At 65.9% G+C, this 21,009-nt stretch carries 21 protein-coding genes; 16 read left to right on the top strand and 5 right to left on the bottom strand.

Features of this window, described 5'->3' with window-relative positions; translation table 11 throughout:
- The first annotated feature begins 74 nt into the window (after window positions 1-74).
- Genes iolC through AC1DB1_RS11680 form a run of 7 tightly spaced genes read left to right on the top strand, consistent with a single transcriptional unit; the run spans window position 75 to window position 8,373 of the window.
- Window positions 75-1,052, top strand: coding sequence for a 5-dehydro-2-deoxygluconokinase (gene iolC / locus AC1DB1_RS11710; RefSeq protein ID WP_477200907.1), 978 nt, complete (start codon window positions 75-77; stop codon window positions 1,050-1,052).
- Window positions 1,036-1,935: a Cgl0159 family (beta/alpha)8-fold protein gene (locus tag AC1DB1_RS11705; protein ID WP_271175200.1), complete on the top strand. Its 900-nt coding sequence runs from the start codon at window positions 1,036-1,038 to the stop codon at window positions 1,933-1,935. Before iolC ends, AC1DB1_RS11705 begins: the two co-directional genes overlap by 17 nt.
- Before the next feature lie 47 nt (window positions 1,936-1,982).
- Entirely contained in the window at window positions 1,983-3,488 is a 1,506-nt protein-coding gene (locus AC1DB1_RS11700) for a CoA-acylating methylmalonate-semialdehyde dehydrogenase (protein ID WP_477200906.1), read from the top strand.
- Window positions 3,489-3,534: 46 nt separating this feature from the next.
- Window positions 3,535-4,497, top strand: coding sequence for a 5-deoxy-glucuronate isomerase (iolB, locus tag AC1DB1_RS11695; protein ID WP_477200905.1), 963 nt, complete (start codon window positions 3,535-3,537; stop codon window positions 4,495-4,497).
- Window positions 4,498-4,511: 14 nt separating this feature from the next.
- A complete protein-coding gene (gene iolD / locus AC1DB1_RS11690; RefSeq protein WP_477201159.1) occupies window positions 4,512-6,413 on the top strand; it encodes a 3D-(3,5/4)-trihydroxycyclohexane-1,2-dione acylhydrolase (decyclizing) in 1,902 nt (633 codons plus the stop codon).
- Window positions 6,410-7,327, top strand: a complete 918-nt coding sequence (locus tag AC1DB1_RS11685; RefSeq protein WP_477200904.1) for a sugar phosphate isomerase/epimerase family protein — start codon at window positions 6,410-6,412, stop codon at window positions 7,325-7,327. Before iolD ends, AC1DB1_RS11685 begins: the two co-directional genes overlap by 4 nt.
- 26 nt (window positions 7,328-7,353) lie before the next feature.
- Entirely contained in the window at window positions 7,354-8,373 is a 1,020-nt protein-coding gene (locus tag AC1DB1_RS11680; RefSeq protein ID WP_477200903.1) for a Gfo/Idh/MocA family protein, read from the top strand.
- Window positions 8,374-8,416: 43 nt separating this feature from the next.
- On the opposite strand, the gene AC1DB1_RS11675 is transcribed toward AC1DB1_RS11680, so the two are convergent.
- Window positions 8,417-9,178, bottom strand: a complete 762-nt coding sequence (locus AC1DB1_RS11675) for a GntR family transcriptional regulator (RefSeq protein WP_477200902.1) — start codon at window positions 9,176-9,178, stop codon at window positions 8,417-8,419.
- 64 nt (window positions 9,179-9,242) lie between these two features.
- The gene (locus AC1DB1_RS11670) at window positions 9,243-9,824 is read right to left on the bottom strand and encodes an exonuclease domain-containing protein (RefSeq protein ID WP_271175194.1); all 582 of its coding nucleotides are present in this window, start codon (window positions 9,822-9,824) and stop codon (window positions 9,243-9,245) included.
- Between the two features lie 95 nt (window positions 9,825-9,919).
- On the opposite strand from AC1DB1_RS11670, the gene AC1DB1_RS11665 reads away from it, so the two are divergent.
- The 3 genes from AC1DB1_RS11665 to AC1DB1_RS11655 are packed head-to-tail and all read left to right on the top strand — an operon-like array spanning window position 9,920 to window position 12,184.
- Window positions 9,920-10,666: a class I SAM-dependent methyltransferase gene (locus AC1DB1_RS11665; RefSeq protein ID WP_477200901.1), complete on the top strand. Its 747-nt coding sequence runs from the start codon at window positions 9,920-9,922 to the stop codon at window positions 10,664-10,666.
- 38 nt (window positions 10,667-10,704) lie between these two features.
- Window positions 10,705-11,778 carry a redox-regulated ATPase YchF gene (gene ychF, locus AC1DB1_RS11660; RefSeq protein WP_477200900.1) on the top strand — a complete coding sequence of 358 codons (1,074 nt, stop codon included), beginning with the start codon at window positions 10,705-10,707 and terminating at the stop codon, window positions 11,776-11,778.
- A 16-nt stretch (window positions 11,779-11,794) separates the two neighbouring features.
- A complete protein-coding gene (locus AC1DB1_RS11655; protein WP_477200899.1) occupies window positions 11,795-12,184 on the top strand; it encodes an SdpI family protein in 390 nt (129 codons plus the stop codon).
- A gap of 28 nt (window positions 12,185-12,212) precedes the next feature.
- Here AC1DB1_RS11655 and AC1DB1_RS11650 read toward each other — a convergent pair whose 3' ends face one another.
- Complete coding sequence (locus AC1DB1_RS11650; RefSeq protein WP_477200898.1) at window positions 12,213-12,884, bottom strand: hypothetical protein; 672 nt, start codon at window positions 12,882-12,884, stop codon at window positions 12,213-12,215.
- Window positions 12,885-13,149: 265 nt separating this feature from the next.
- The gene (locus AC1DB1_RS11645; RefSeq protein WP_477201158.1) at window positions 13,150-13,602 is read right to left on the bottom strand and encodes a DUF427 domain-containing protein; all 453 of its coding nucleotides are present in this window, start codon (window positions 13,600-13,602) and stop codon (window positions 13,150-13,152) included.
- A gap of 56 nt (window positions 13,603-13,658) precedes the next feature.
- On the opposite strand from AC1DB1_RS11645, the gene AC1DB1_RS11640 reads away from it, so the two are divergent.
- Window positions 13,659-14,153: an LON peptidase substrate-binding domain-containing protein gene (locus tag AC1DB1_RS11640; protein WP_477200897.1), complete on the top strand. Its 495-nt coding sequence runs from the start codon at window positions 13,659-13,661 to the stop codon at window positions 14,151-14,153.
- A 225-nt stretch (window positions 14,154-14,378) separates the two neighbouring features.
- Here the strand turns inward: AC1DB1_RS11640 and AC1DB1_RS11635 are convergent, their stop codons facing one another.
- The gene (locus tag AC1DB1_RS11635) at window positions 14,379-15,776 is read right to left on the bottom strand and encodes a hypothetical protein (RefSeq protein WP_477200896.1); all 1,398 of its coding nucleotides are present in this window, start codon (window positions 15,774-15,776) and stop codon (window positions 14,379-14,381) included.
- Window positions 15,777-16,385: 609 nt separating this feature from the next.
- Between AC1DB1_RS11635 and AC1DB1_RS11630 the strand changes: the two genes are divergently transcribed.
- From AC1DB1_RS11630 to AC1DB1_RS11610, 5 genes are all read left to right on the top strand, one after another.
- The gene (locus AC1DB1_RS11630) at window positions 16,386-16,697 is read left to right on the top strand and encodes a restriction endonuclease (protein WP_477200895.1); all 312 of its coding nucleotides are present in this window, start codon (window positions 16,386-16,388) and stop codon (window positions 16,695-16,697) included.
- Window positions 16,630-17,133 carry a hypothetical protein gene (locus AC1DB1_RS11625; protein ID WP_477200894.1) on the top strand — a complete coding sequence of 168 codons (504 nt, stop codon included), beginning with the start codon at window positions 16,630-16,632 and terminating at the stop codon, window positions 17,131-17,133. The genes AC1DB1_RS11630 and AC1DB1_RS11625 overlap by 68 nt, the downstream gene beginning before the upstream one ends.
- Window positions 17,134-17,547: 414 nt before the next feature.
- Window positions 17,548-18,483: a hypothetical protein gene (locus AC1DB1_RS11620; protein WP_477200893.1), complete on the top strand. Its 936-nt coding sequence runs from the start codon at window positions 17,548-17,550 to the stop codon at window positions 18,481-18,483.
- A gap of 448 nt (window positions 18,484-18,931) precedes the next feature.
- Window positions 18,932-20,026 carry a hypothetical protein gene (locus AC1DB1_RS11615; protein ID WP_477200892.1) on the top strand — a complete coding sequence of 365 codons (1,095 nt, stop codon included), beginning with the start codon at window positions 18,932-18,934 and terminating at the stop codon, window positions 20,024-20,026.
- Between the two features lie 185 nt (window positions 20,027-20,211).
- Window positions 20,212-20,391, top strand: coding sequence for a hypothetical protein (locus tag AC1DB1_RS11610; protein ID WP_477200891.1), 180 nt, complete (start codon window positions 20,212-20,214; stop codon window positions 20,389-20,391).
- The last annotated feature ends 618 nt before the right edge of the window (window positions 20,392-21,009 follow it).

Below are 21,009 nucleotides of genomic sequence, written 5' to 3'. Positions count from 1 at the left end.
GGCGGGCACGCCGCGAATAGGCTGTTCATGTCACTATGTCAGGACATATGCAGACGGAAGGCGTACGGCGCAGTATGACGAACACCACGGGCGGCCTCCCCTTCGAAGTCCTCGCCATCGGGCGGGTGGGCGTCGACCTCTATCCGCTTCAAGACGGCGTCGGGCTCGAAGACGTCACGACCTTCGGCAAGTACCTGGGCGGCAGCGCGACCAACGTCTCGATCGCCGCAGCGCGGCACGGGCGCCGCGCCGCGATCGTCACCCGCACCGGGCAAGACCCCCTCGGTCGCTACGTGAAGGCCGAGATCGCCCGCCTCGGAGTCGACAACCGCTACGTCTCCACGGTGGCCGGGCTGAACACGCCCATCACGCTCTGCGAGATCTTCCCGCCCGACGACTTCCCGCTGTACTTCTATCGGGAGCCGATCGCGCCCGACCTGGTCATCGAGCCGGACGAGCTCGATCTCGACGCCGTGCGCTCGGCCGGGGTGTTCTGGGCGACCGTGACGGGATTGTCGAGAGAGCCGAGCCGCGCGGCGCACCATGCGGCGTGGGATGCGCGGGGCCGCATCCCGCTCACGGTGCTCGACCTCGACTACCGGCCGATGTTCTGGGAGACGCCGCAGACCGCGACCGAACAGGTGTCGCGCGCGCTGCAGAAGGTCACCGTCGCGGTCGGCAACCGCGAGGAATGCGAAGTCGCGGTCGGTGAGAGCGATCCGCTGAGGGCGGCCGACGCGCTGCTCGAGCGCGGTGTCGAACTCGCCGTGGTCAAGCAGGGGCCGCGTGGAGTCCTCGCGAAGACCCGCGACGAAACCGTCGAGGTGCCGCCGTTCCCGGTGACCGTGGTGAACGGCCTGGGCGCCGGCGACGGTTTCGGCGGCGCGCTGTGCCACGGGCTGCTGGCCGGTTGGCCGCTCGAACGCGTCATCCGCTTCGCCAACGTCGCCGGTGCCATCGTGGCGACCCGGCGCGAGTGCTCGACGGCGATGCCGACCACCGCCGAGGTCGAGCAGCTGCTGAAGGGGGCGAGCGATGTCGTCGCCGGTTGACGGCCCGATCAGCGCGGCGGACTTCGCGCGGCTGCGGCGGGTGCGCGCCTCCGACCCGAACGCCATCGCGGAGGCGTTCGCAACACGGAGCACACGACCTCTGCTGCAGGGCGACGGACGACTGTTCCTGGTCGCAGCTGATCATCCGGCACGCGGTGCCCTCGGGATCGGGGGCGACGGCATGGCCATGGCGGATCGTTACGACCTCCTCCAACGACTCGCCATCGCGTTGGAGCGACCCGGCGTCGACGGCGTGCTCGGAACGCCCGACGTCATCGAAGACCTGGCCGTGCTCGGCCTGCTGGAGGGCAAGGTGGTCGCCGGCTCGATGAACCGAGGAGGGCTGCGCGGCGCGACCTTCGAGATGGACGACCGGTTCACCGCCTACGACGTCGACACCTTGGTCGCGGCCCGGCTCGACATCGCCAAGCTGCTGCTTCGCATCAATCTCGCCGACCCGGGCTCCGCCGCGACGCTCGAGTCCTCCGCGCGTGCGGTGACCGCAGCGGCCGCCGCACGGCTCCCGATCATGCTCGAGCCGTTCATGAGCACGTGGACCAACGGGAGCGTGGTCAACGATCTCAGCACCGAGGCGGTCATCAACTCCGTTGCGATCGCCTCCGGCCTCGGCGCGACGTCGGCGTACAGCTGGCTGAAGATCCCGGTGGTTCCGCGCATGGCCGAGGTGATGGCCGCGTCCACCCTGCCGACACTCCTCCTCGGAGGCGACCCGGCCGGCGATCCCGCCGCGGTCTACGACTCGTGGGCCGGCGCACTCGACCTCCCCGGCGTCGCCGGGCTCGTCGTGGGCCGTACCCTGCTCTATCCGACCGACCGCGACGTCGCGAGCGCCGTGGACGCGGCTGCCGCGCTCGTCCACTGACCGGCGACCTCACCGACATCCAGCACAGCCGAAGGAGTACCAGCACCATGACCGACACCGAGCTGCCGACCGTCCCGCATTACATCGGAGGACGACGGGTCCCCGGCGCATCCGGCCGATTCGCCCCGGTCTACGACCCCGCACTCGGAGTCCCCGCCGCACGCGTCGGCCTCGCCGACGACGACGAGGTGCGCCACGCCATCGAGTCGGCGGCGGCGGCGTTCCCGCTCTGGCGCGACACGTCGATCGCCAAGCGTCAGCAGGTCATGTTCGCCGCCCGTGAGCTGCTCAACGCCCGCAAGGGCGACCTGGCCGAGATCGTCACGCGCGAGCACGGCAAGGTGATCTCGGATGCTCTCGGCGAGATCACCCGGGGGCTCGAGGTCGTCGAGCTCGCGACGGGCTTCCCGCACCTCATCAAGGGCGAGCACTCCGAGAACGTCTCGACCGGTGTCGACGTCTACTCGCTCAAGCAGCCGCTGGGCGTCGTCGGAGTCATCAGCCCGTTCAACTTCCCGGCGATGGTGCCTCTGTGGTTCGTGCCCGTGGCGATCGCCGCCGGCAACGCCGTGGTGCTCAAGCCGAGCGAGAAGGATCCGTCCGCGGCGGTCTGGCTCGCGGAGCTCTTCACCGAGGCGGGACTGCCCGACGGCATCTTCACGGTGCTGCAGGGCGACAAGGTCGCTGTCGACGGGCTGCTCCAACACCCGGAGGTCCAGTCGATCTCGTTCGTCGGCTCGACCCCCATCGCCCGCTACATCTACGAGACGGCGGCGCGGAACGGCAAGCGCGTCCAGGCCCTCGGCGGCGCGAAGAACCACATGCTGGTGCTGCCGGATGCCGACCTCGACCTCGTCGCCGACAGCGCGGTGAACGCCGGGTTCGGCTCGGCGGGGGAGCGGTGCATGGCGGTCAGCGTCGTCGTCGCCGTCGAACCGGTCGCGGACGCTCTCATCGCCAAGGTGCGCGAGCGGATGTCGACGCTCCGGGTCGGCGACGGACGGCGCGGCTGCGACATGGGACCGCTGATCACGGGCGAGCATCGCGACAAAGTCGCGTCGTACATCGACGTGGCCGTGGCCGACGGCGCAGAGGTGGTCGTCGACGGTCGCACGGTGGACGCCGATGGCGACGCGTCCGGGTTCTGGCTCGGGCCGACCCTGATCGACAGGGTCCCGATCCATTCGCGGGTGTACACCGAGGAGATCTTCGGCCCGGTGCTCTCGGTCGTACGCGTCGAGACCTTCGAGGAAGGCGTCGCCCTCATCAACAGCGGAGCGTTCGGCAACGGAACAGCCATCTTCACCAACGACGGCGGCGCGGCGCGGCGGTTCCAGAACGAGGTGCAGGTGGGCATGATCGGTATCAATGTGCCGATCCCCGTTCCGGTGGCCTACTACTCGTTCGGCGGCTGGAAGCAGTCGCTGTTCGGCGATGCCAAGGCCTACGGCGCCCACGGTTTCGAGTTCTTCACGCGCGAGAAGGCGGTCACCAGCCGCTGGCTCGACCCGAGTCATGGCGGCATCAACCTGGGCTTCCCGCAGACGACCTGACCCGCCCACCGCCAGAATTCGAAACGCACGACAAGGAGAGCACGCGATGCGACGGAGCAACGACGGGATCTTCCGGCCGGGAGACCTCACCGAGGACGGCTGGGAGTCGGTCGTCGACGACAGGATCGACGGCTGGCAGCACACCGGACTCCGCGTGGCGCATCTGGGCGACCATCCGCTCACCCTGAGCGCCGGCGACGTGGAGCGCATGATCGTTCCACTCGCAGGCAGCGCCCTCGTGCACTACGTGAGTGCCGACGGCGAGTCGACCAGACGGCTCGCCGGGCGCCGGTCCGTCTTCGACGGCCCGACCGACGTGCTGTACCTCGGGGCGGGCACCTCGGCGACCGTCAGCGGCCAGGGCCGCATCGCCGTCGCCGAGGCTCCGACGGATCAGCGACGCGACGCGGTCTACGTCGCCGCGGCGGATGTCGCGGTCGAACTGAGGGGCGCCGGCCGCTCGAGCCGGCAGGTGCACAACTTCGGGGTCCCTGGCGCGCAGGGTGCCCCCGATGCTGCGAAGCTCATCGTCTGCGAGGTCATCACCCCGGCCGAGAACTGGTCGTCGTATCCGCCCCACAAGCACGACGTCAACGTGCCCGGAACGGAGAGCGAGCTCGAGGAGATCTATTACTTCGAGACGGCCGTCGCACGCGGGACGAATGCGCCCTCCGAGGCACGGCCGTTCGGGATGTTCAGCACGTACGAGTCCGATGAGCGACCGGTGCAGATCGATTCGCGCGTGAGCTCGGGCGACATCGCTCTCGTTCCGTACGGCTATCACGGGCCGGCGGTCGCGGCTCCCGGCTACGACCTCTACTACCTCAACGTGATGGCCGGTCCCGGTTCGCAGCGAGCCTGGCTGATCACCGACGATCCGGCGCACGCCTGGGTGCGCGGGTTGTGGGAGGAGCAGCAGCAGGATCCCCGGCTGCCCTACACGCCGGAGGCGACGACGCCCGGCTCCTCGACAACGCACGCACCCACAACGAAAGGAGCGGCGTCGTGAGCGGAACGACCCGCATGACCGTCAGCCAGGCTCTGGTCGAGTTCCTGGCCCACCAGTGGACGGTCGACGGCGACCACCGCGAGCGGACGATCGCCGGCACATACGGCATCTTCGGCCACGGCAATGTCGCGGGGATCGGACAGGCGCTCCGGCAGTTCGCCGTGACCGAGCCGTCGTTGATGCCGTATCACCAGGCGCGCAACGAACAGGCGATGGTGCACGAGGCTGTCGGCTATGCCCGGATGCGCCGGCGGCGGGGGACCTTCGCATGCGCGGCATCGGTCGGTCCCGGGGCGACGAACATGCTCACCGGCGCCGCGCTGGCGACGACCAACCGGCTTCCCGTGCTCCTGCTGCCGTCGGACACCTTCGCGACGCGCGTCGCCGATCCGGTGCTGCAGCAGCTCGAGTTGCCGCACGACGCCTCGATGAGCGTGAACGACGCCTTCAAGCCGCTGTCCCGGTTCTTCGATCGGGTGAATCGACCCGAGCAGCTCTTCTCCGCGGCGCTCGGCGCCATGCGGGTGCTGACCGACCCGGTGGAGACGGGAGCCGTGACGATCGCCCTGCCGGAAGACGTGCAGGCCGAAGCGCTCGATGTGCCCCACGAGTTCCTCGCCGATCGCGAGTGGTACCTGCGGCGGCCGGTGCCGGAGCGCGACGCCCTCGCACGTGCGGTCGCCGCGATCGCAACCTCCGAGCGCCCCCTCATCGTCGCCGGAGGCGGCGTGATCTACTCGGATGCCGCCGCCGAGCTGCGCGCCTTCGCTCACTCCACCGGAATCCCGGTCGGCACGACCCAGGCAGGCGGAGGCTCGATCAACTGGGACGACGCGCTGTCCCTCGGCAGCATCGGCTCGACCGGAACGACGGCGGCTAATCGCATCGCGGCGCAGGCGGACGTGGTCATCGGGATCGGAACGCGTTTCAGTGACTTCACCACCGCATCCCGCACGGTGTTCGCGCGCGAGGGCGTGCGATTCGTCACCGTGAATGTGGCCTCGTACGACGCCTACAAGCACGGCTCGACGCTGCCGGTGATCGCGGACGCCCGCGAGGCGCTCGTCGCGTTGCGTGAGGCGCTCGCCGGCTCGACGACGTCGTCCGCGTACCGCGAGGAGATCGCCCGCGAGAAGCGGGAGTGGGACGCGATGGTCGACGACAGCTTCGTCAACCGTGAGCGGGCGCTGCCGTCGCAGGCCGAGATCATCGGAGCGGTCAACGCTGCCAGCGATGCCACCGATGTCGTCGTGTGCGCTGCCGGGTCCCTCCCCGGCGACCTCCACAAGCTCTGGCGGGTGCGCGACGATCTGGGCTACCACGTCGAGTACGCCTACTCCTGCATGGGCTACGAGATCGCCGGCGGGCTCGGGGCGAAGCGGGGTGCGCCCGAGCGGGACGTCATCGTGATGGTGGGCGACGGCTCCTACCTCATGATGCACACCGAGTTGGTGACGGCGGTCGCGGAGAACATCCCGCTCATCGTGGTGCTGATTCAGAACCACGGCTTCGCGTCGATCGGTCACCTGAGCGAGACGGTCGGTTCCGAGCGATACGGAACCCGGTACGGGTTCCGCGACGATGCCGCAAACGCCTTCGACGGAGCCGCGCTCCCCATCGATCTGGCGGCGAACGCGGCCAGCCTCGGGGTCGAGGTCATCCGTATCGAGCCGGGGCCGGATTCGATCGCCGTACTCGGTGCGGCCGTCCGCCGCGCGAAGGAGTCGGGCGTTCGTGGCCCGACGCTCATCCATATCAACAGTGACCCCCTGCTCTTCGCGCCCGACGGCGAGGGCTGGTGGGACGTGCCCGTCGCGGAGGTGTCGGCGCTCGACAGCACACGAGCGGCCCGGGCCGAGTACGACGACCACAAGACGCGGCAGCGGCCGTACCTCGGCGAAGGAGAAACGCGATGACCACGGACAGCACCGGCCTCCGGATCGGTACTGCACCCGACTCATGGGGGGTCTGGTTCGCGGACGATCCGCGCCAGATCCCGTGGCAGCGCTTTCTCGACGAGGTGGTCTCGGCCGGGTACACCTGGATCGAACTGGGTCCGTACGGCTATCTGCCGACCGATCCCCACCAGCTGCAGGACGAACTCGGGTCGCGCGGGCTGAAGCTGTCGGCGGGCACGGTCTTCACCGGCCTGCACAAGGGCGGCGACCAGTACCAGCGCGCCTGGGACCAGGCGCTCGCCGTGGCAGGGCTGGCGACCGCGGTCGGTGCCGAGCATCTGGTCGTCATCCCCGACCTGTGGCGGAGCGACGCGACCGAAGAGGTCCTCGAGTCGCGCACGCTCGACGACGAGCAGTGGGCGCGACTGGCGGCCGGGCACGACCGGCTCGGCAAAGCGCTGCTCGAGGAGTTCGGGGTGCGTCAGCAGTTCCACTCCCACGCCGACAGCCACGTCGGCACGCAGCGCGAGGTCGAGCGCTTCCTCACCGAGACCGACGAGCGCTACACGAACCTGTGCCTCGACACCGGCCACCTGGCGTACTACCTCGGTGATCCGCTCCGTCTCATCGGGGCGTACCCGGAGCGCATCGGCTACCTCCACCTCAAGCAGGTCGACCGCGACATCCTCGCCGAGACCCTCAAGAACGACGTGCCGTTCGCCACCGCGGTCGCGCGTGGCGTGATGACGGAGCCGCCGACGGGGGAGCCCCCGTTCGCCCCGATCATCGAGGCCGTCAGCGCGATCGACCCGTCGATCTTCGCCATCGTCGAGCAGGACATGTACGGCACCGACATCGACCGCCCGCTGCCGATCGCTCGACGCACGCGCGAGCACATCTTCGGCTGCACCCGGCTGGCCCGCCAGGACTGACCCGCAGAGGCCCGAAAGGAATCAGCATGACCAACGAACCCCTCCGTGTCGCCGTCGTCGGCGCCGGGATCATGGGCGCCGACCACATCGCGCGCCTCACCGACCGCACGATCGGCGCCACTGTGGCCGCCGTGGTCGAGCCGGTTGCTGCACGTGCGGCCGCCGCCGTCGCCCATCTTCCCGGGGTCGCCACGCGCACGCGCATCGAAGACGCCCTCGAGCACGACGGTGTCGACGCGGTCGTCATCGCGACGCCCGGGCCGTTCCATGAGGCCGTGCTGATGCCGGCGCTCGAAGCGGGCGTCGACATCCTCTGCGAGAAGCCGCTCGCCCCGAGCAGCGAAGCGGCATGGCGCATCCTCGAGGCGGAGCAGCGCACCAACCGCCCCCGGATCCAGGTCGGCTTCATGCGGCGCTTCGACGAGGAGTACATCCAGCTGAAGCAGTTGATCGATTCCGGCGACAGCGGTGCGCTGCTCGCTCTGCACTGCGCGCACCGCAATCCATCGACGCCCCCGGGATACACGGAATCGATGCTGATCACCGACTCGGTGGTGCACGAGATGGATGTGGTTCCGTGGCTGGTCGGAGAGCCGGTCGCCGCCGTCGAAGTGCGCAAGACGCGCCGCAATTCACTCGCGCCGGAGGGACTCCGCGAACCCCAGCTCGTCCTGTTGGAGACCGAGTCGGGCCTGCTCGCGGATGTCGAGATCAGCGTCAACCTGCAGTTCGGCTATCAGGTGACGACCGACGCGGTCTTCGAGCGAGGCGTCGCGGAGATCGGCAGAACCGGTGGGCTCGCGCGCTACGCCGACGGGGCGTTCAGCCGTGCCGAGCACCAGTCGTACACGACGCGGTTCGCGCGCGCCTACGACTCGGAGGTGCAGCGCTGGGTCGACGCCGTGCGCCGCGGCACGATCGACGGCCCGAGCGCTTGGGACGGCTACCTCGCCGCGCTGGTCTGTGAGGCGGGACTCGAGGCGCAGAGCTCGGGTCGCCGGGTCGAAGTCTCCTACGGGGCGAAGCCGACCTTCTACGACAGCTAGGGAAGGCAGGGCGCGTCGCCCACAAGGCGGCGCGGGTGTGCGCCTACTTGTCGACGAGCGTGATCTCGAACGAGTAGAGATCGGGGCGGTAGCAGTGATGACCGAACTCGACCGCGCTGCCCGAATTGTCGTAAGCCGTGCGATCCATGGTGAGCACGGGACCGCCGTCGTCGATCTCGAGCAGGGCACTCTCGTCTCCTGAGGCGCGCCGGGCTCCGATCGTCTGCCTGGCGACGCGCATCGTGGTGCCGCGGCCGCGCATCAACTGGTAGAGCCCGTGCTCGGCGAGGTCGGCCTCCGTGATGTCGAAGAACGCGTTCGGCAGATAGTTCTCGAGGATGCCGACGGGCACACCGTCCGCGCTGCGCAACCGGCGTACATGCAGCACCGGCGCGTTCTCCTCGAGGTTCAGCGTCGAGGCGACGCGCGGTCCCGCCGGCACGATCTCGTGCAGCAGCACGGCGGTGGTCGGTTGCTGCCCGCCGCCCGCGAGGTCGTCGTACAGGCTCGTCAGCTCGACCTTGCGCGTGACCGGACCGTGCACGACCTGCGTGCCGATGCCGCGCCGGCGCACCAGCAGCCCCTTGTCCACGAGTTCCTGGATCGCCCGCCGAACGGTCGGCCGTGAGAGACCGAGCCGCTCGCCGAGCGCGATCTCGTTCTCGAGCCGGGACCCCGGAGGCAGCTCGCCGTCGAGGATGGCCGTCTCGATGCGCGTCGCGACCTGGAAGTAGAGGGGGACGGGACCGGAATGGTCGAGGTCCATGAACAGCGTGCGCGGCAGGGAGCCGTCCGATTCGGACACTCGTCACCTCGCTCCCGCGGCGGATGCCCGCCTCATATGTCAAGACATTAGCATCCAGTGCGGGTCAGGCGGCTTGAGCGGCTCCGATGCGTCCGACGCGCGAGCCGGTGATCGCCGCGAGCTCGCTCACGGTCATCACGTCGTGCCGGCGTGCGGCGTGCACCATGATCGCCGCGCACGCTTCAGCGTCGGCGAGGGCGTCATGGTGGTGGAAGTCTTCGAAGCCGGCAGCCATCGCGGCCACCGGAAGGCGGTAGGACTCGAGGCTGTACGTCTTCCTGGCGACCTGCAGACTGCAGACGTAGCTGAACTCGGGGCACTCGACGGCGGTCGCGGCGCAGGCCGCGCGGATGACGCCCATGTCGAAGCCGGCGTTGTGGGCGACCAGGTGGTCGCCCTCGGCGAAGGCGATGAGGTCGGGAAGCTGCTGCACCCAGCTCGCGGCGCCGATCACGTCGTCGGCGGTGATGCCGTGGATGCGCGTGTTCCACTCCTGGAAGAAGTCGTGGCCGAACGGCGGCTGGATGAGCCAGCCCGCGCGGTCGACGACGCGGCCGTCGCGCACCTTGATGAGTCCGACGGAGCAGGCCGACGCGGCGCTCCCGTTAGCGGTCTCGAAGTCGATGGCGGTGAAATCCAGTGGCACGGCTTCATGCTCGCATGGCCCACCGACGGCGCCCGTCAGCGCGCCCGCGTGCCGCGCATCCGGACGTGCACGGGAGCGCGGCGTACGATCGGCTCATGCGCGAACGGAACGACAAGGATGCCCACGCCCGCTCGTTCGACAAGGCCGCCGACGTCTACGAGGCGGCGCGGCCCGGGTATCCGGCCGAGGCCGTCGCCTGGCTGCTCGAGGGCGTCAGCGGCCCTGTCCTCGATCTCGGGGCGGGCACCGGCAAATTGACCCGGTCGGCGGTGGATCGGGGCTTCGATGCGGTCGCCGTCGACCCGTCGCCGGCGATGCTCGCCGTGCTCGCGGAGGCGCTGCCGGAGGTCGACACGCGCCCCGGATCGGGGGAGCGCATCCCGCTTGAGGACGCGAGCGTCGGTGCCGTGGTCGCCGGCCAGGCATGGCACTGGGTCGACCCCGCTGTCGCCGTCCCCGAGGTCGCGCGGGTGCTGCGACCGGGCGGGACGCTCGGACTCGTGTGGAACTTCCGCGACGAGAGTGTGGACTGGGTGCGCGAACTGGGTCAGCTCATGCAGACCGAGAAGGCGTACGCGAGCGACGAAGCGCCGCCGGTCGTCGGCGCACCGTTCGGCGAACTCGAACGCCACGACGTGCGCTGGGTGCAGCCGATGACGGTCGACGGGATGCTCGACCTGGCGCGGTCGCGCAGCTACTTCATCACGAAGGACGCCGACACGCAGGCCGCGGTGATCGCCTCGCTGCGGCGGCTCGCGTCCGAGCATCCGGATCTCGCGGGGCGTGAGGTGTTCGAGCTCCCGTACGTGACCGAGTGCTTCCGGGCGCGGCTCGGCGCCTAGGGCACCCGCTCAGCGCCCGGCCCGTAGAATGGTCGATCGTGGCTCTCACTATCGCAATCGTCGGACTCCCCAATGTGGGCAAGTCCACCCTGTTCAACGCGCTCACCAAGAACACCGTGCTCGCGGCGAACTATCCGTTCGCCACGATCGAGCCGAACGTGGGCGTGGTGAACCTGCCGGATGCGCGCCTCGACACGCTGGCCGGCATCTTCAACAGTGAGCGCATCCTGGCCGCTCCCGTTTCGTTCGTCGACATCGCCGGCATCGTCAAGGGTGCGAGCGAGGGCGAAGGCCTGGGCAACAAGTTCCTGGCGAACATCCGCGAGGCCGACGCGATCGCGCAGGTCGTGCGCGGCTTCGACGATCCGGATGTCGTGCACGTCGACGGCAAGGTCGACGCCGCCGGCGACATGGAGACGATCAACACCGAGCTGATCCTCGCCGACCTGCAGACCCTCGAGAAGGCCGAGGCCCGGTACGAGAAAGAGGTCAAGGGCCGCAAGCTCGACCCCATCGTGCTCGAGACCGCGCGCGAGGCCCACGCCGTGCTCGACTCGGGCAAGCCGCTGTCGAGCGCGTCCATCGACCTCGAGCCCATCAAGGAGCTCGGCCTGCTGACGGCCAAGCCCTTCATCTACGTTTTCAATGTCGACGAGGCCGTACTCACCGACGACGCACGCCGTGCCGAGCTCGCCGCGCTTGTCGCCCCCGCTCAGGCGGTCTTCCTCGACGCCAAGCTCGAGTCGGAGCTCATCGACCTCGACCCGGCGGACGCCGCCGAACTGCTCGCCTCGACCGGCCAGGAGGAGAGCGGCCTCGACCAGCTCGCCCGCATCGGCTTCGACACCCTCGGCCTGCAGACCTACCTCACCGCCGGCCCCAAGGAGTCGCGCGCGTGGACGATCCACAAGGGCTGGAAGGCCCCGCAGGCGGCCGGCGTGATCCACACGGACTTCGAGAAGGGCTTCATCAAGGCCGAGGTCATCTCGTTCGACGACCTGGTCGAGACCGGATCGGTGCACGAGGCCCGCGCCAAGGGCAAGGCCCGCATGGAGGGCAAGGACTACGTCATGCAGGACGGCGACGTGGTGGAGTTCCGCTTCAACGTCTGAGCTGTTCGAATCCGAAGTGCCACGTTGGGCGGTTGACTTGAGGCTCCTATTTGTTCTCTGCGCTGGCTTCGGTCTCGGCGCGATCCTCTGTGCGATTCAGTACGCCTTGATACGTCGGGGCCGCTTCCGTCGAAACCCGTTTCTCGGTGTCGCGACCTCCGTTACCCGTGAGTCGGATGACATTTGGAAGCGCGCCCACGAGGCGGCCGCACCATGGATTATTCGAGCGGGGCTTCTGGCGGCTTTGGCGTCTCTCATCGCCGGAGTGGGCCTCGCTGTCGGAGCCGGGGTCGCGGCCGCCTACGGAATCCCGATCGTGAGTGGCCTCGTCGGTACTGGAGGTGCCGCGGCTTTCATGGTCGGTGCTGATGGCGCGGCACGCAAAGAGGCGAGACGTCGTCCATAGACGGCGATAGGGTGGGGTTCCGTCACGGCTAGGTATTTGGGAGCCCGAGGTCGGAGAGGACGTCCTCCCAGGAGCAGGTGTCGAGGCACTTCTTAAACTCAAATGCGCGGAGCGCCACGTCTCTGACCGCTTTCACGACCTCGTTCATGTCGATGGTGTGACCGAGCAATTCCAGGACGAAGTCGTTCTTTCTGAAGTGGCGGACATAGACAGGCGTGATCGGAGTTCCATCACCCCATGTGATGCCCTCTAACTCGCCCGAGAAGGAGATGATCCGGTCAGCCGAGATGCCCGGAATGTCCGTCAGGAATGCATCGAGCCTCGCGGAGAAGTGCTCCAGCCCATTGCGAACGTCCCGCGCTTCGAGTGCGGCCGGTGGCTCCCCCAAGGCTGCCCGGATGATCGCTGCGCGACGCCGTGAAAAATCAGCGACCTGAGCCTGCCGCGAAGGGTCCACCTCTCGGAAGCTCGTCTCCTTCTCCGCGGTGAACACGTAATGCACAGCCGACGCCGCCACAAGAATCTGATTCAGGGTGGCGAACAGCGCGGTTGTATTCGGGCCGGTGTGCGGCTCCCGCACAAGCCTCTCGAACCGAGGGCGTATCTCGTCGATCGTCTCTGCTGCGTAGAGGATCTCCTCCAGGTATCGCTGGATGTGATCGCCTCTGATTGGGATCGGCGCAAATCCTTTGTCTGGCATGGACAGACTGTAGCGGCGTGCTACGTGTGGGTGCTCAGCTTGGAGGTTCTGCGCGCCGACGTCGTTATCCGCAGACCTCCGTCGTAGGGACCACGGTATTGGCGGGGGCCAGCCTTTGCGGAGGGGTTGTCATAACGACACAGCGGAAGGTAAGCCAAAGGAGTTCAGGTCTAACGTCTAGCTGACCCTGGGTTGTTCCGTCACACTCGAAGCATCCTGAGCGACGTGGCGGAGTTCGGCTCCGAGGCGTGGTTGTCCCCGGCGTTCACCAGTTCAGTGACCCGGGCGACCCCTTGAAGGGCCCGACGACGGCACTCGTGATCCAGCCGCCGTAGAAGCCTCCGGGCTGCGGTGCGACGACCTCTCCGTCGACCGTGCACTCGTCCATCTGCTGCGCGTAGACGGCGACGCGGTCTCGGAGCGGCTCGAACCCCGGCGACGGATGCGGGTAGTTCCACGCGCAAGCGGACCGCACCTCGCCTCCGCCACGTACGTCGAGATATCGTGCGGTGCCCTTGTACTCACAGAACGACGAACCGTCGGCGTCGACCAGCGCGCCGGTTGCGAAGTCCGCTATCGGGACGTAATAGACCGGCGGATGGCTGGTCTCGAGCACCCGGAGGACGTCTCGGGTTTCAACGATGAACTGCCCGCCCAGACGGATCGTGACAGGCGCAGTGACGCGCTCGATGCGCGGCGGCCTCGGGTAGTCCCACACAGACTCCTGTCCCGTTCCTGGGATCTCTGGGCGCGGTCGGGGCACCTATTCACTCTATGTCAGCGGTGCTTCACTGGAGCATGGCCGCCTCACCGATGTTCCCGCTCGGATCAGTGCTATTCCCCTGCGTGCCCATCCCGCTGCGGGTGTTCGAGCCGCGGTATCTCACAATGATCGGGCGGTTGCTCGACGAGGACGAACCGGGGTTCGAGTTCGGCGTCGTCCTCATCGAGCGCGGACCCGAAGCCGGGGGTGGCGACCAGCACGCCTCGGTCGGGACGATGGCGCGTCTTGTGAGCGCCGCCGCGGGCTCCGACGACCTGTTTGTCGTCGGCGTGGGGACCCGGCGGTTCACGGTCGCGCGCTGGTTTGAAGAGAGCCCGTACCCCCGGGCCGAGCTCTCGATGCTGCCGGATCTGGAATGGTCTGAGGCGCTCGCACCCCTGCGGGCCGAGGCCGAAGCGGTTGTCCGCCGCTTGATCGCCCGCGTCGCGGAGCCGCAGTCGGATGCCGGCATCGAGCTGTCGGACGATCCCATCGCAGCCGTGTAGCAACTGGCCGCGATCGCCCCGCTGGGCGAGTACGACAGGTACACCCTGTTGAGGTCGACATCGATGGGGAGTCTCCTGCGTCAGATGATCGATCTGGTCCTCGAGGCCGAGGAGCTCTGGTCCGCCGAGTGAGGCATCTGATCACCGTTCACAACCTCTCGTTCTTTCGTCCGCGAGGGGACCGCACCGCCGGCGTAGGACTATCGCTGTTCAGCGGTGTTCTAGTCAAGTGACCTTCGCATTCTTGGCGATCTGAGACCCAACTATCTCGTGAACGACGACGTCGAGCTCCCACAACCATCCTGGGTGCGCGCTTGCGGACGAGATCGTCTTGATTGCCCACGGATACCACTGGACCTGCGTTTGTTGAACTGGATCGGCGGGGAGGAAACGTCCATAGTGTGCGGTGGCGTTCCGCCGCCCGTACACACTGCGAACGAAGTCATAGAGGTCACCACCGTCAGGCCACTCGCGATTTGCGAGCCCAGCTGATCTGACAAGTTCGAACACACGAGGCGCAGCCTGGCTAGTCGTGCCCCCGTTTGGCCACTGCGTGCCGTCATCGAGCAACACCTTCGCGCCCGCAGCGATCTCGTTGATTGCGATCGTCTCGAGGACGCCCCAGAGCTTGAAGTAGCGAGAATCCTCCTGCTTCTCGCGTCGGGCCTCGAGATAGAGGTTCACGTATAACTCGACCTCCGGTGCAGTGGCGATGGCGCTGCCAACGCGGAGAACCTCGCGAGAGCTCTCGCCGCCCATGAATCCGCCGATGAGATTCCCGGTGTAGACGTCGCGATGGCTTCGAAAGCGGATTTGCTGTGGTGTGCGGCTCTCCAGTGCAACCATGATCGGCCGAGGCGCCGCGTACCGCAGGTACGCAAGCGTAAGTATGAGCTTGTCTGTCTCGGCCATCACAAGAGCGTCGGCTTCACCCTCGTCCGCGGCCCAGATGTTCGGGAACTCGAACACCGCGAAATCGTTGCGGCTCATTCGTTGGTTCCACACTTCGTTGTTGACGCGCCCCGGCCACCCGAGGTGCTCGAGGGAGGAGTTCATGAGGTCGCAGAGGTCGCCGTCGTGAACCTCGCGCACCTGTGGATGCACGTCACCATGCGCGGTCGGGATCCGCTGGGTGATCAGTAGCCCTTCCACGAGCACGGCCGCGCGGAACTGTGAGCCCTGACCGGGCGCGCCGAGCGGTTGCTGGAATCGCGCCTCCCTACGCCTCTGAAGGTCGTAGTACAAATCAACGACCTTGTCACTCGCCGTGGCCGGCGAGTTCAGCGCTGTCATCGATACAGACTCGGGATAGATGAACTCTGGCGCACCCGAAGGATGCGGCGACGCGGGATCAAACCGTGGCGGGGCGATTCCGGCCGCCGAAACGAAGACCACGCTCTCTCGGTCGATCTCGAATCCGGAAGCGTGGTGCCAGCTTCCTGTGCCGTCGTCCCCGATCTCCATCGAGAATGACATCACCATCATCAGCGGTTCGATGTCGTCGCTCGAATCGATCTGCACACTGATGGTCTGGTTCGACCACTGCGGCGCATCGTTGACGAAAACCGTGAACGGCTGCCCCGTCTTGAGGACATAGGGCTCGATCCGAGCATTGAAGGTCACTCGGGAACCTTACTGAGCATGGCAAGGCATCCGCGATGTTAGTGGTGCGACTAGCGCCACGGACGCCAATCGACCGAATCGACCACGGTCGAGGTCAGTAAGCCCGAGATCGGCATCGGTTTCTGCCATCGGTCGCTCTAAGGGCAGGGCAGGAACAAGACGCATGCGTATCTTCAGCGAGCGGCTGTCGACGAGCTCTTTCGGTCCGACTGAATGCAGCAGCCGGAAAAACGGACGGACGTGATGCACCTACGTGGTCGAGTTTCGCTTGGATCACAGTCAAACTCCAAGGGCTGATTGGCGCAATCACCGCTCGCCGGGCGGTAGCGATCCGAAGCAGCGGCATTCACTCTTGCCCCGAAGAGGGGGCGCCAAGCGCTAACACACGCCAAACCGAACTCGATACGGTGTTGAGATAGTTTCCGTGATGGGTTCCGGGTGTTGGTAGCGGCGCCGCTTGCCGCCGGGGTGCCTCGCGGCGAGCGGCTGGGACACTGCGCTCGGCAGCCGGCCTCCTCTTCGGAGGAGGGACGTGGTGTAGTTCCGCCACGGTTAGGTATCTGCGAGAGCGGCCCGCATGTCGGACGGACCGCTCCAAGAAAGGGCTTCATGTCAGTGTCAGGCAATATCGAGAAGCAGAGTGACGAACAGCCCCGCAACCTTGTCACTTGGCAGGACGCTGAACTTCTTGCTGCCGGACACATGCGCACACTCGGGTTCACTGATGCCGACCTAACTGGAAGCGGCGCTGACGGAGGAATTGACGTCCAATCGCGCCATGCCGCTGCACAGGTGAAGTTCCACGCGACGCCCACTGGGGCGCCGGAAATACAGAAGCTTCGCGGGGCGGCGTATGACTTTGACCATCAGATTTTCTATTCCGCCGGCGGCTACCACCCCGGCTGCAATTGCCTTCGCTGAACGCGCTGGGGTCGCGCTCTTCATCATCGGACCGTGGTCCTCGATCGCAGCGGCAAATGCAGCTGCGGAGAAGCTTCTCGCCAGCGGAATAGAACCGGAAGGCGGCTCGGGCAGCCCTCTTGCCTCCGACGTTGCTGACCCTCGGGCTGAGGTAACCGCTCAGATGGAAGCGATCTCTACCTCTTTCATGCAGGTTGGCGAAGGTCTCTTGGCTCTGCCCGGCTCGAAACAGATGGCAATTCTGGACGCACTCGGACCCGCCGAAGCCCGGTTCCAGAGAGCAGCCTCCAGGTTTCTAAATGAAGTCAATCGAGCAGATGGGGGGCGACTGGGTTTTTTGTTGGAAATCGTCGACGAGGCTGGCGAGGCAGTCTTGGCGTTCTCGCGCCTGACCGGGATCGAGATAGAGATAGGTGGGTCTGGCCTGGCGGACTGATGGCAGAACAGGACGGCGACGTGGTCGAGTTCCGGTTCGGACGCGTATGACGCCGGGACATCAATCTTTCTCACCGCCTCTGCGCACCGCGGCACGAACGTTGCGCGCTCCGGACTCGTGAGCTCGACCCAGCTGGCTCTAGGCTTTGGTATCGAATACGAACTCAGACTCCCTTTGACTCAGTATCTCGGTCCATCGCGAAAAGCGAGGAATAGTGCTTGCACGTCCCGAATGAACTTCTGGGCTACAAGGGCGACTCGAAGTGGCGCGACATTTCGGACTACTTTGTCCACTTCTGCCCTGCTCACATAACGGCAAGGATCTAAGTCGGATGCATTTCTGCTGAATTTCCGCGCAACAGATTGTCACCGACTTTCTTGACTGATACCGCAATGGGACCGCCATACTTGCGAGATGAGTCAAGCGTCCGTCGCTTCGCGCTTCCGGTGGGTCCTCCCCACGTTTCTTGCGGTTGCCGGGATCGCCTCATTCATCTGGTACTGGAACGCGCCCTCACTTCCCATCAGACTCATCGCGGCTGTCATCACCGCGGCCCTGTGGGTTGCCTCGTACACCATCTTCGATCGCAGTTACGTGTTCGCCAGAAGAGTGCTCACGCGATACTTGGTAGCCGCAGGAGTGGTTCTAGCGCTTTTGATCGCTATCCCCTTCACCGCGCCGCCGCGGGAGAGCTGCTTCGACGCAATTGACAAGAGTCGGAGTCAGGCAGCCGTAGAGACGGACTACCTGTACTGCGAGACCCAGGCCACCAACATCTGGAAGCCGGATCATCCGACCATGCTCACTAGCAACAAGAAGCTCGTGACCCAGAACTATGACCGACTGATGTGGGCTGTGAACGGACAGCCAGAGCCAGGCTTTTTGAAGGCGGCTCTCGACGAGGGTCAGCAGGAGAACATCGGATACAAGCTGTCCCACATCTACGAGAAGTGGCCGCACTACGAGGATCGTCCGTTTATCGTGATCGGGCAGGTGCACGCGAGGAATGAGTTCTCGGACGACGGGAAGAGAGCCGACTGGATATATCAGTTGGGCACGACCAGGGATGCCGGCCAAGTCATGTATGTCCGGATCATGCGGCCCTCCGGTTGGAAGCCGCCCGCCGCCGACGACTGCGCAATCGCATGGGTTGAGATGATTCCTATAGCCCGCGGGTACGTGCCGAGTGCAGTGGAGGACCACAAGCTTGACGCGATCTACGGCCTCGGGACGAAGTTTCTGTGCATGCCGAATATGACCTCGCAAGAAGATGCCGAGCAGTTCTATGAATCATTGTCCCCAGAGGAAAAGAAGTTCTTCGAGCAGGGTATGAGCGACGACTCGCAATGACCGAGCAAGAACGTTTGGGAGAGACCAGCTGGTAATAACTCGCGCCACAGTGCGTAACTGAAGCTGTCAGCCGGGCGGGGGATCAGTTTGGTGACTCATTCCGACCGCCAATTATCGTTCATCCGAAATTGGCTCTGCCGACTTTTGTGGGCGCAGGACGGCGACGTGCTCGAGTTCCGATTCGGACGAGTATGACGCGAGTCGGAGCGAAATCGCTCTGACCAGCTTAAACGCAGAAAACGCCCTCGAGAAAATCTCGGGGGCGTTCGTGTCTGCCGTGTTCAGGCGGCTTTCGCGAGCTGCCGCTGCATTGCGGGGCGAAGGAGGATGCGCACCTGGTCCAGCCGTTCGGTGGACAGCGGCGGCGCGGTGGCGACGAGGGCCTTCGCGGCGGCTTCGAGTTCCCGACATCTTCGCGGCTGAGCGCGTCGGGTCTGGGATTCGATTCATGAAGGGGGAAGGCAGGGACCGAGCCGTGCAAGTCGCGGAGAAGATCAGTGTAGGCGCACCGAACACATTCGAGGGCGACGACCTGCTGGACCTTCTCGATGACCTCTTTCCGCGATTTGCCGCAGACCGCAGCAGCCAAAAGCACTCGTATTCAAACGAGGCTGACAAGACCGGCCAGCACGTTGGCGATGAACGGTACTTCTATCGCAACTTCTCTAGCCGACTTCCGGACGGCGAAGTCTCCGACTTGCAGGTGCGGGCACTCCTAAGAGCCGTAAGCACTGGCGAATCGGCGGAGGCACAGGATGAGCTCATTCAGCTCTTCCGCTCCAGCCCCGAGGACACCCTAATCGCGATCAGCCGTCGTCAGACCAGTTCGGTTGATGCGGATCGGTTGTTCGCCTTTCTCTCTCGTCTCGCGCTGCTTCCGGAGATCAACTACAAATCATCCGGGGCATTCTCGATACCGGGTCACTCGGACCTCAGGATTCTTGCGATGGAGGTCCTGCAGAGAGCGGATGAGGCCGCTCTCAAGTCGATCGCAGAACGCGCGTCGGTTGCTGACGAACTGCTCCTCTTGATGGTCCTGGAACGCGAGAAGAATCCCTCGGGGTCCAGCTTCTATGTCGATTGGGTCGAAAGACAGCGCAACGAGTTCTGCAAGCGTGCGGAAGCAGAGCTCCGCAATGGCCCAATGCCGTTCGACCCCGTAAGCCCGACCAACATGTGGTTGGGCTACCTGTCGTCCGTTGATAAAGACCGTGCCCTCCGACTGTTGAAGGGCCTCCTGAGCATTGGACAGTGGCGCTCTGACGACATTGCATCCGTAGGCCCCCAGTTTCACGTCGATCCCGGGATGCCGCTCACCCTCGGGAGCCTGCATCTGAATGACGCCTTCAGGTCAGACGCAGAGCTAATGGCGCTTCTTCTCGACGGAGATCGGATTCCCTATCCGGAGGAATGGGACAAGGACCCCGATCGCGTTGTGGATGGCAGCGAGGTCGCGCGGGAACTGGGAGCATACGTTTTGGCGAAGGTTGAACGAGATCCAGATTACGGCTCCACCCCGGACGACGAAATTGAGCCTGCCTGACGGCCAATCGGGTTTGCTACTTCAATCGTTCCAAGGCTCGTAGTGAAGATGCCACATCATCTAGAAATGAGGTGCCCGGGCAGCAGCCGCCCACGACGCGCTTCCTCGCGGCTGTCCCGAACTGGGGACAGAATCCGGGAGGCGTGAGCCCGATCTGCCGCCAGCGGCGCCGATACGCTGACGGCATGGTCTCGCCCAACACCCCTATTCTTATGCTCATCGGCACGATTGCGGCTTCGCTCCTTGGCATCGCCCTCTGGATCATCATTTTGTGGGCGATCATCCGCGGGGCCGTGCTTTCCGCTCTCCGCAAGCACCATTCAGAGGTTCACGGTCCGGTGGGGGAGTTCTACCAAGGCGACTAGCACGTTACGCGTCTACGACATCCGTCAGCGACGTCACCAGGCACACACCCGCGGGAGCCAAAGGCGCGAGCCTCCGCCGACACCAGTCACCCACGTGGGGTGCCACCAGATGTACGGTACGAGTGGGTGGAGCCACCAGATATCCGCACCTGCGGCAGTCAAAGGTATGAGCCTCGTGCTGTAACCAGATAACCCACGCGGGTGCCACCGAAAGTGCGGCTGCGCGGGTGTGCTGTCACGCGGGTGCCACCAAATGTAGGACTGCGCGGGTGTGCTGTAAGCAGATACCCACGCGGGTGCCACCAAATGTACGACTGCGCCGGGGGTGCTGTCACCAGATACCCACGGGGTGCCACCGAAAGCATGGCTGCGCGGGTGTGCTGTCACGCGGGTGCCACCAAATGTACGACTGCGCGGGTGTGCTGTCACCAGATACCCACGCGTCGTCACCAAATACCCACGCCTGCCGCGATCCTCTGACCTAGTGCAACGCGGCACCTTGGCCCGCGACGGGACGCGTTCGACACGGCCTCATCGTCCAGCGACGACCCCTTCCATGTCTCACGTCACGCGACGCCGGCGACCCGAGTTCGTGACGTCACTGTCCCACTGCTTGTC

This window comes from Leifsonia sp. 10N434 (assembly GCF_056394405.1).
Note: the sequence above shows the minus strand (reverse complement) of the source record. Positions and strands in the feature narration are given on the sequence as shown.

Coding starts and splice junctions, on each gene's coding strand:
- AC1DB1_RS11640 (WP_477200897.1), top strand. CDS start 13,659: ATGTCAGCGGTGCTTCACTGGAGCATGGCCGCCTCACCGATGTTCCCG.
- AC1DB1_RS11630 (WP_477200895.1), top strand. CDS start 16,386: ATGTCAGTGTCAGGCAATATCGAGAAGCAGAGTGACGAACAGCCCCGC.
- AC1DB1_RS11680 (WP_477200903.1), top strand. CDS start 7,354: ATGACCAACGAACCCCTCCGTGTCGCCGTCGTCGGCGCCGGGATCATG.
- AC1DB1_RS11700 (WP_477200906.1), top strand. CDS start 1,983: ATGACCGACACCGAGCTGCCGACCGTCCCGCATTACATCGGAGGACGA.
- AC1DB1_RS11665 (WP_477200901.1), top strand. CDS start 9,920: ATGCGCGAACGGAACGACAAGGATGCCCACGCCCGCTCGTTCGACAAG.
- iolC (WP_477200907.1), top strand. CDS start 75: ATGACGAACACCACGGGCGGCCTCCCCTTCGAAGTCCTCGCCATCGGG.
- AC1DB1_RS11615 (WP_477200892.1), top strand. CDS start 18,932: ATGAAGGGGGAAGGCAGGGACCGAGCCGTGCAAGTCGCGGAGAAGATC.
- AC1DB1_RS11705 (WP_271175200.1), top strand. CDS start 1,036: ATGTCGTCGCCGGTTGACGGCCCGATCAGCGCGGCGGACTTCGCGCGG.
- iolD (WP_477201159.1), top strand. CDS start 4,512: ATGACCGTCAGCCAGGCTCTGGTCGAGTTCCTGGCCCACCAGTGGACG.
- iolB (WP_477200905.1), top strand. CDS start 3,535: ATGCGACGGAGCAACGACGGGATCTTCCGGCCGGGAGACCTCACCGAG.
- AC1DB1_RS11610 (WP_477200891.1), top strand. CDS start 20,212: ATGGTCTCGCCCAACACCCCTATTCTTATGCTCATCGGCACGATTGCG.
- AC1DB1_RS11685 (WP_477200904.1), top strand. CDS start 6,410: ATGACCACGGACAGCACCGGCCTCCGGATCGGTACTGCACCCGACTCA.
- AC1DB1_RS11650 (WP_477200898.1), bottom strand. CDS start 12,884: ATGCCAGACAAAGGATTTGCGCCGATCCCAATCAGAGGCGATCACATC.
- AC1DB1_RS11625 (WP_477200894.1), top strand. CDS start 16,630: ATGACTTTGACCATCAGATTTTCTATTCCGCCGGCGGCTACCACCCCG.
- AC1DB1_RS11620 (WP_477200893.1), top strand. CDS start 17,548: ATGAGTCAAGCGTCCGTCGCTTCGCGCTTCCGGTGGGTCCTCCCCACG.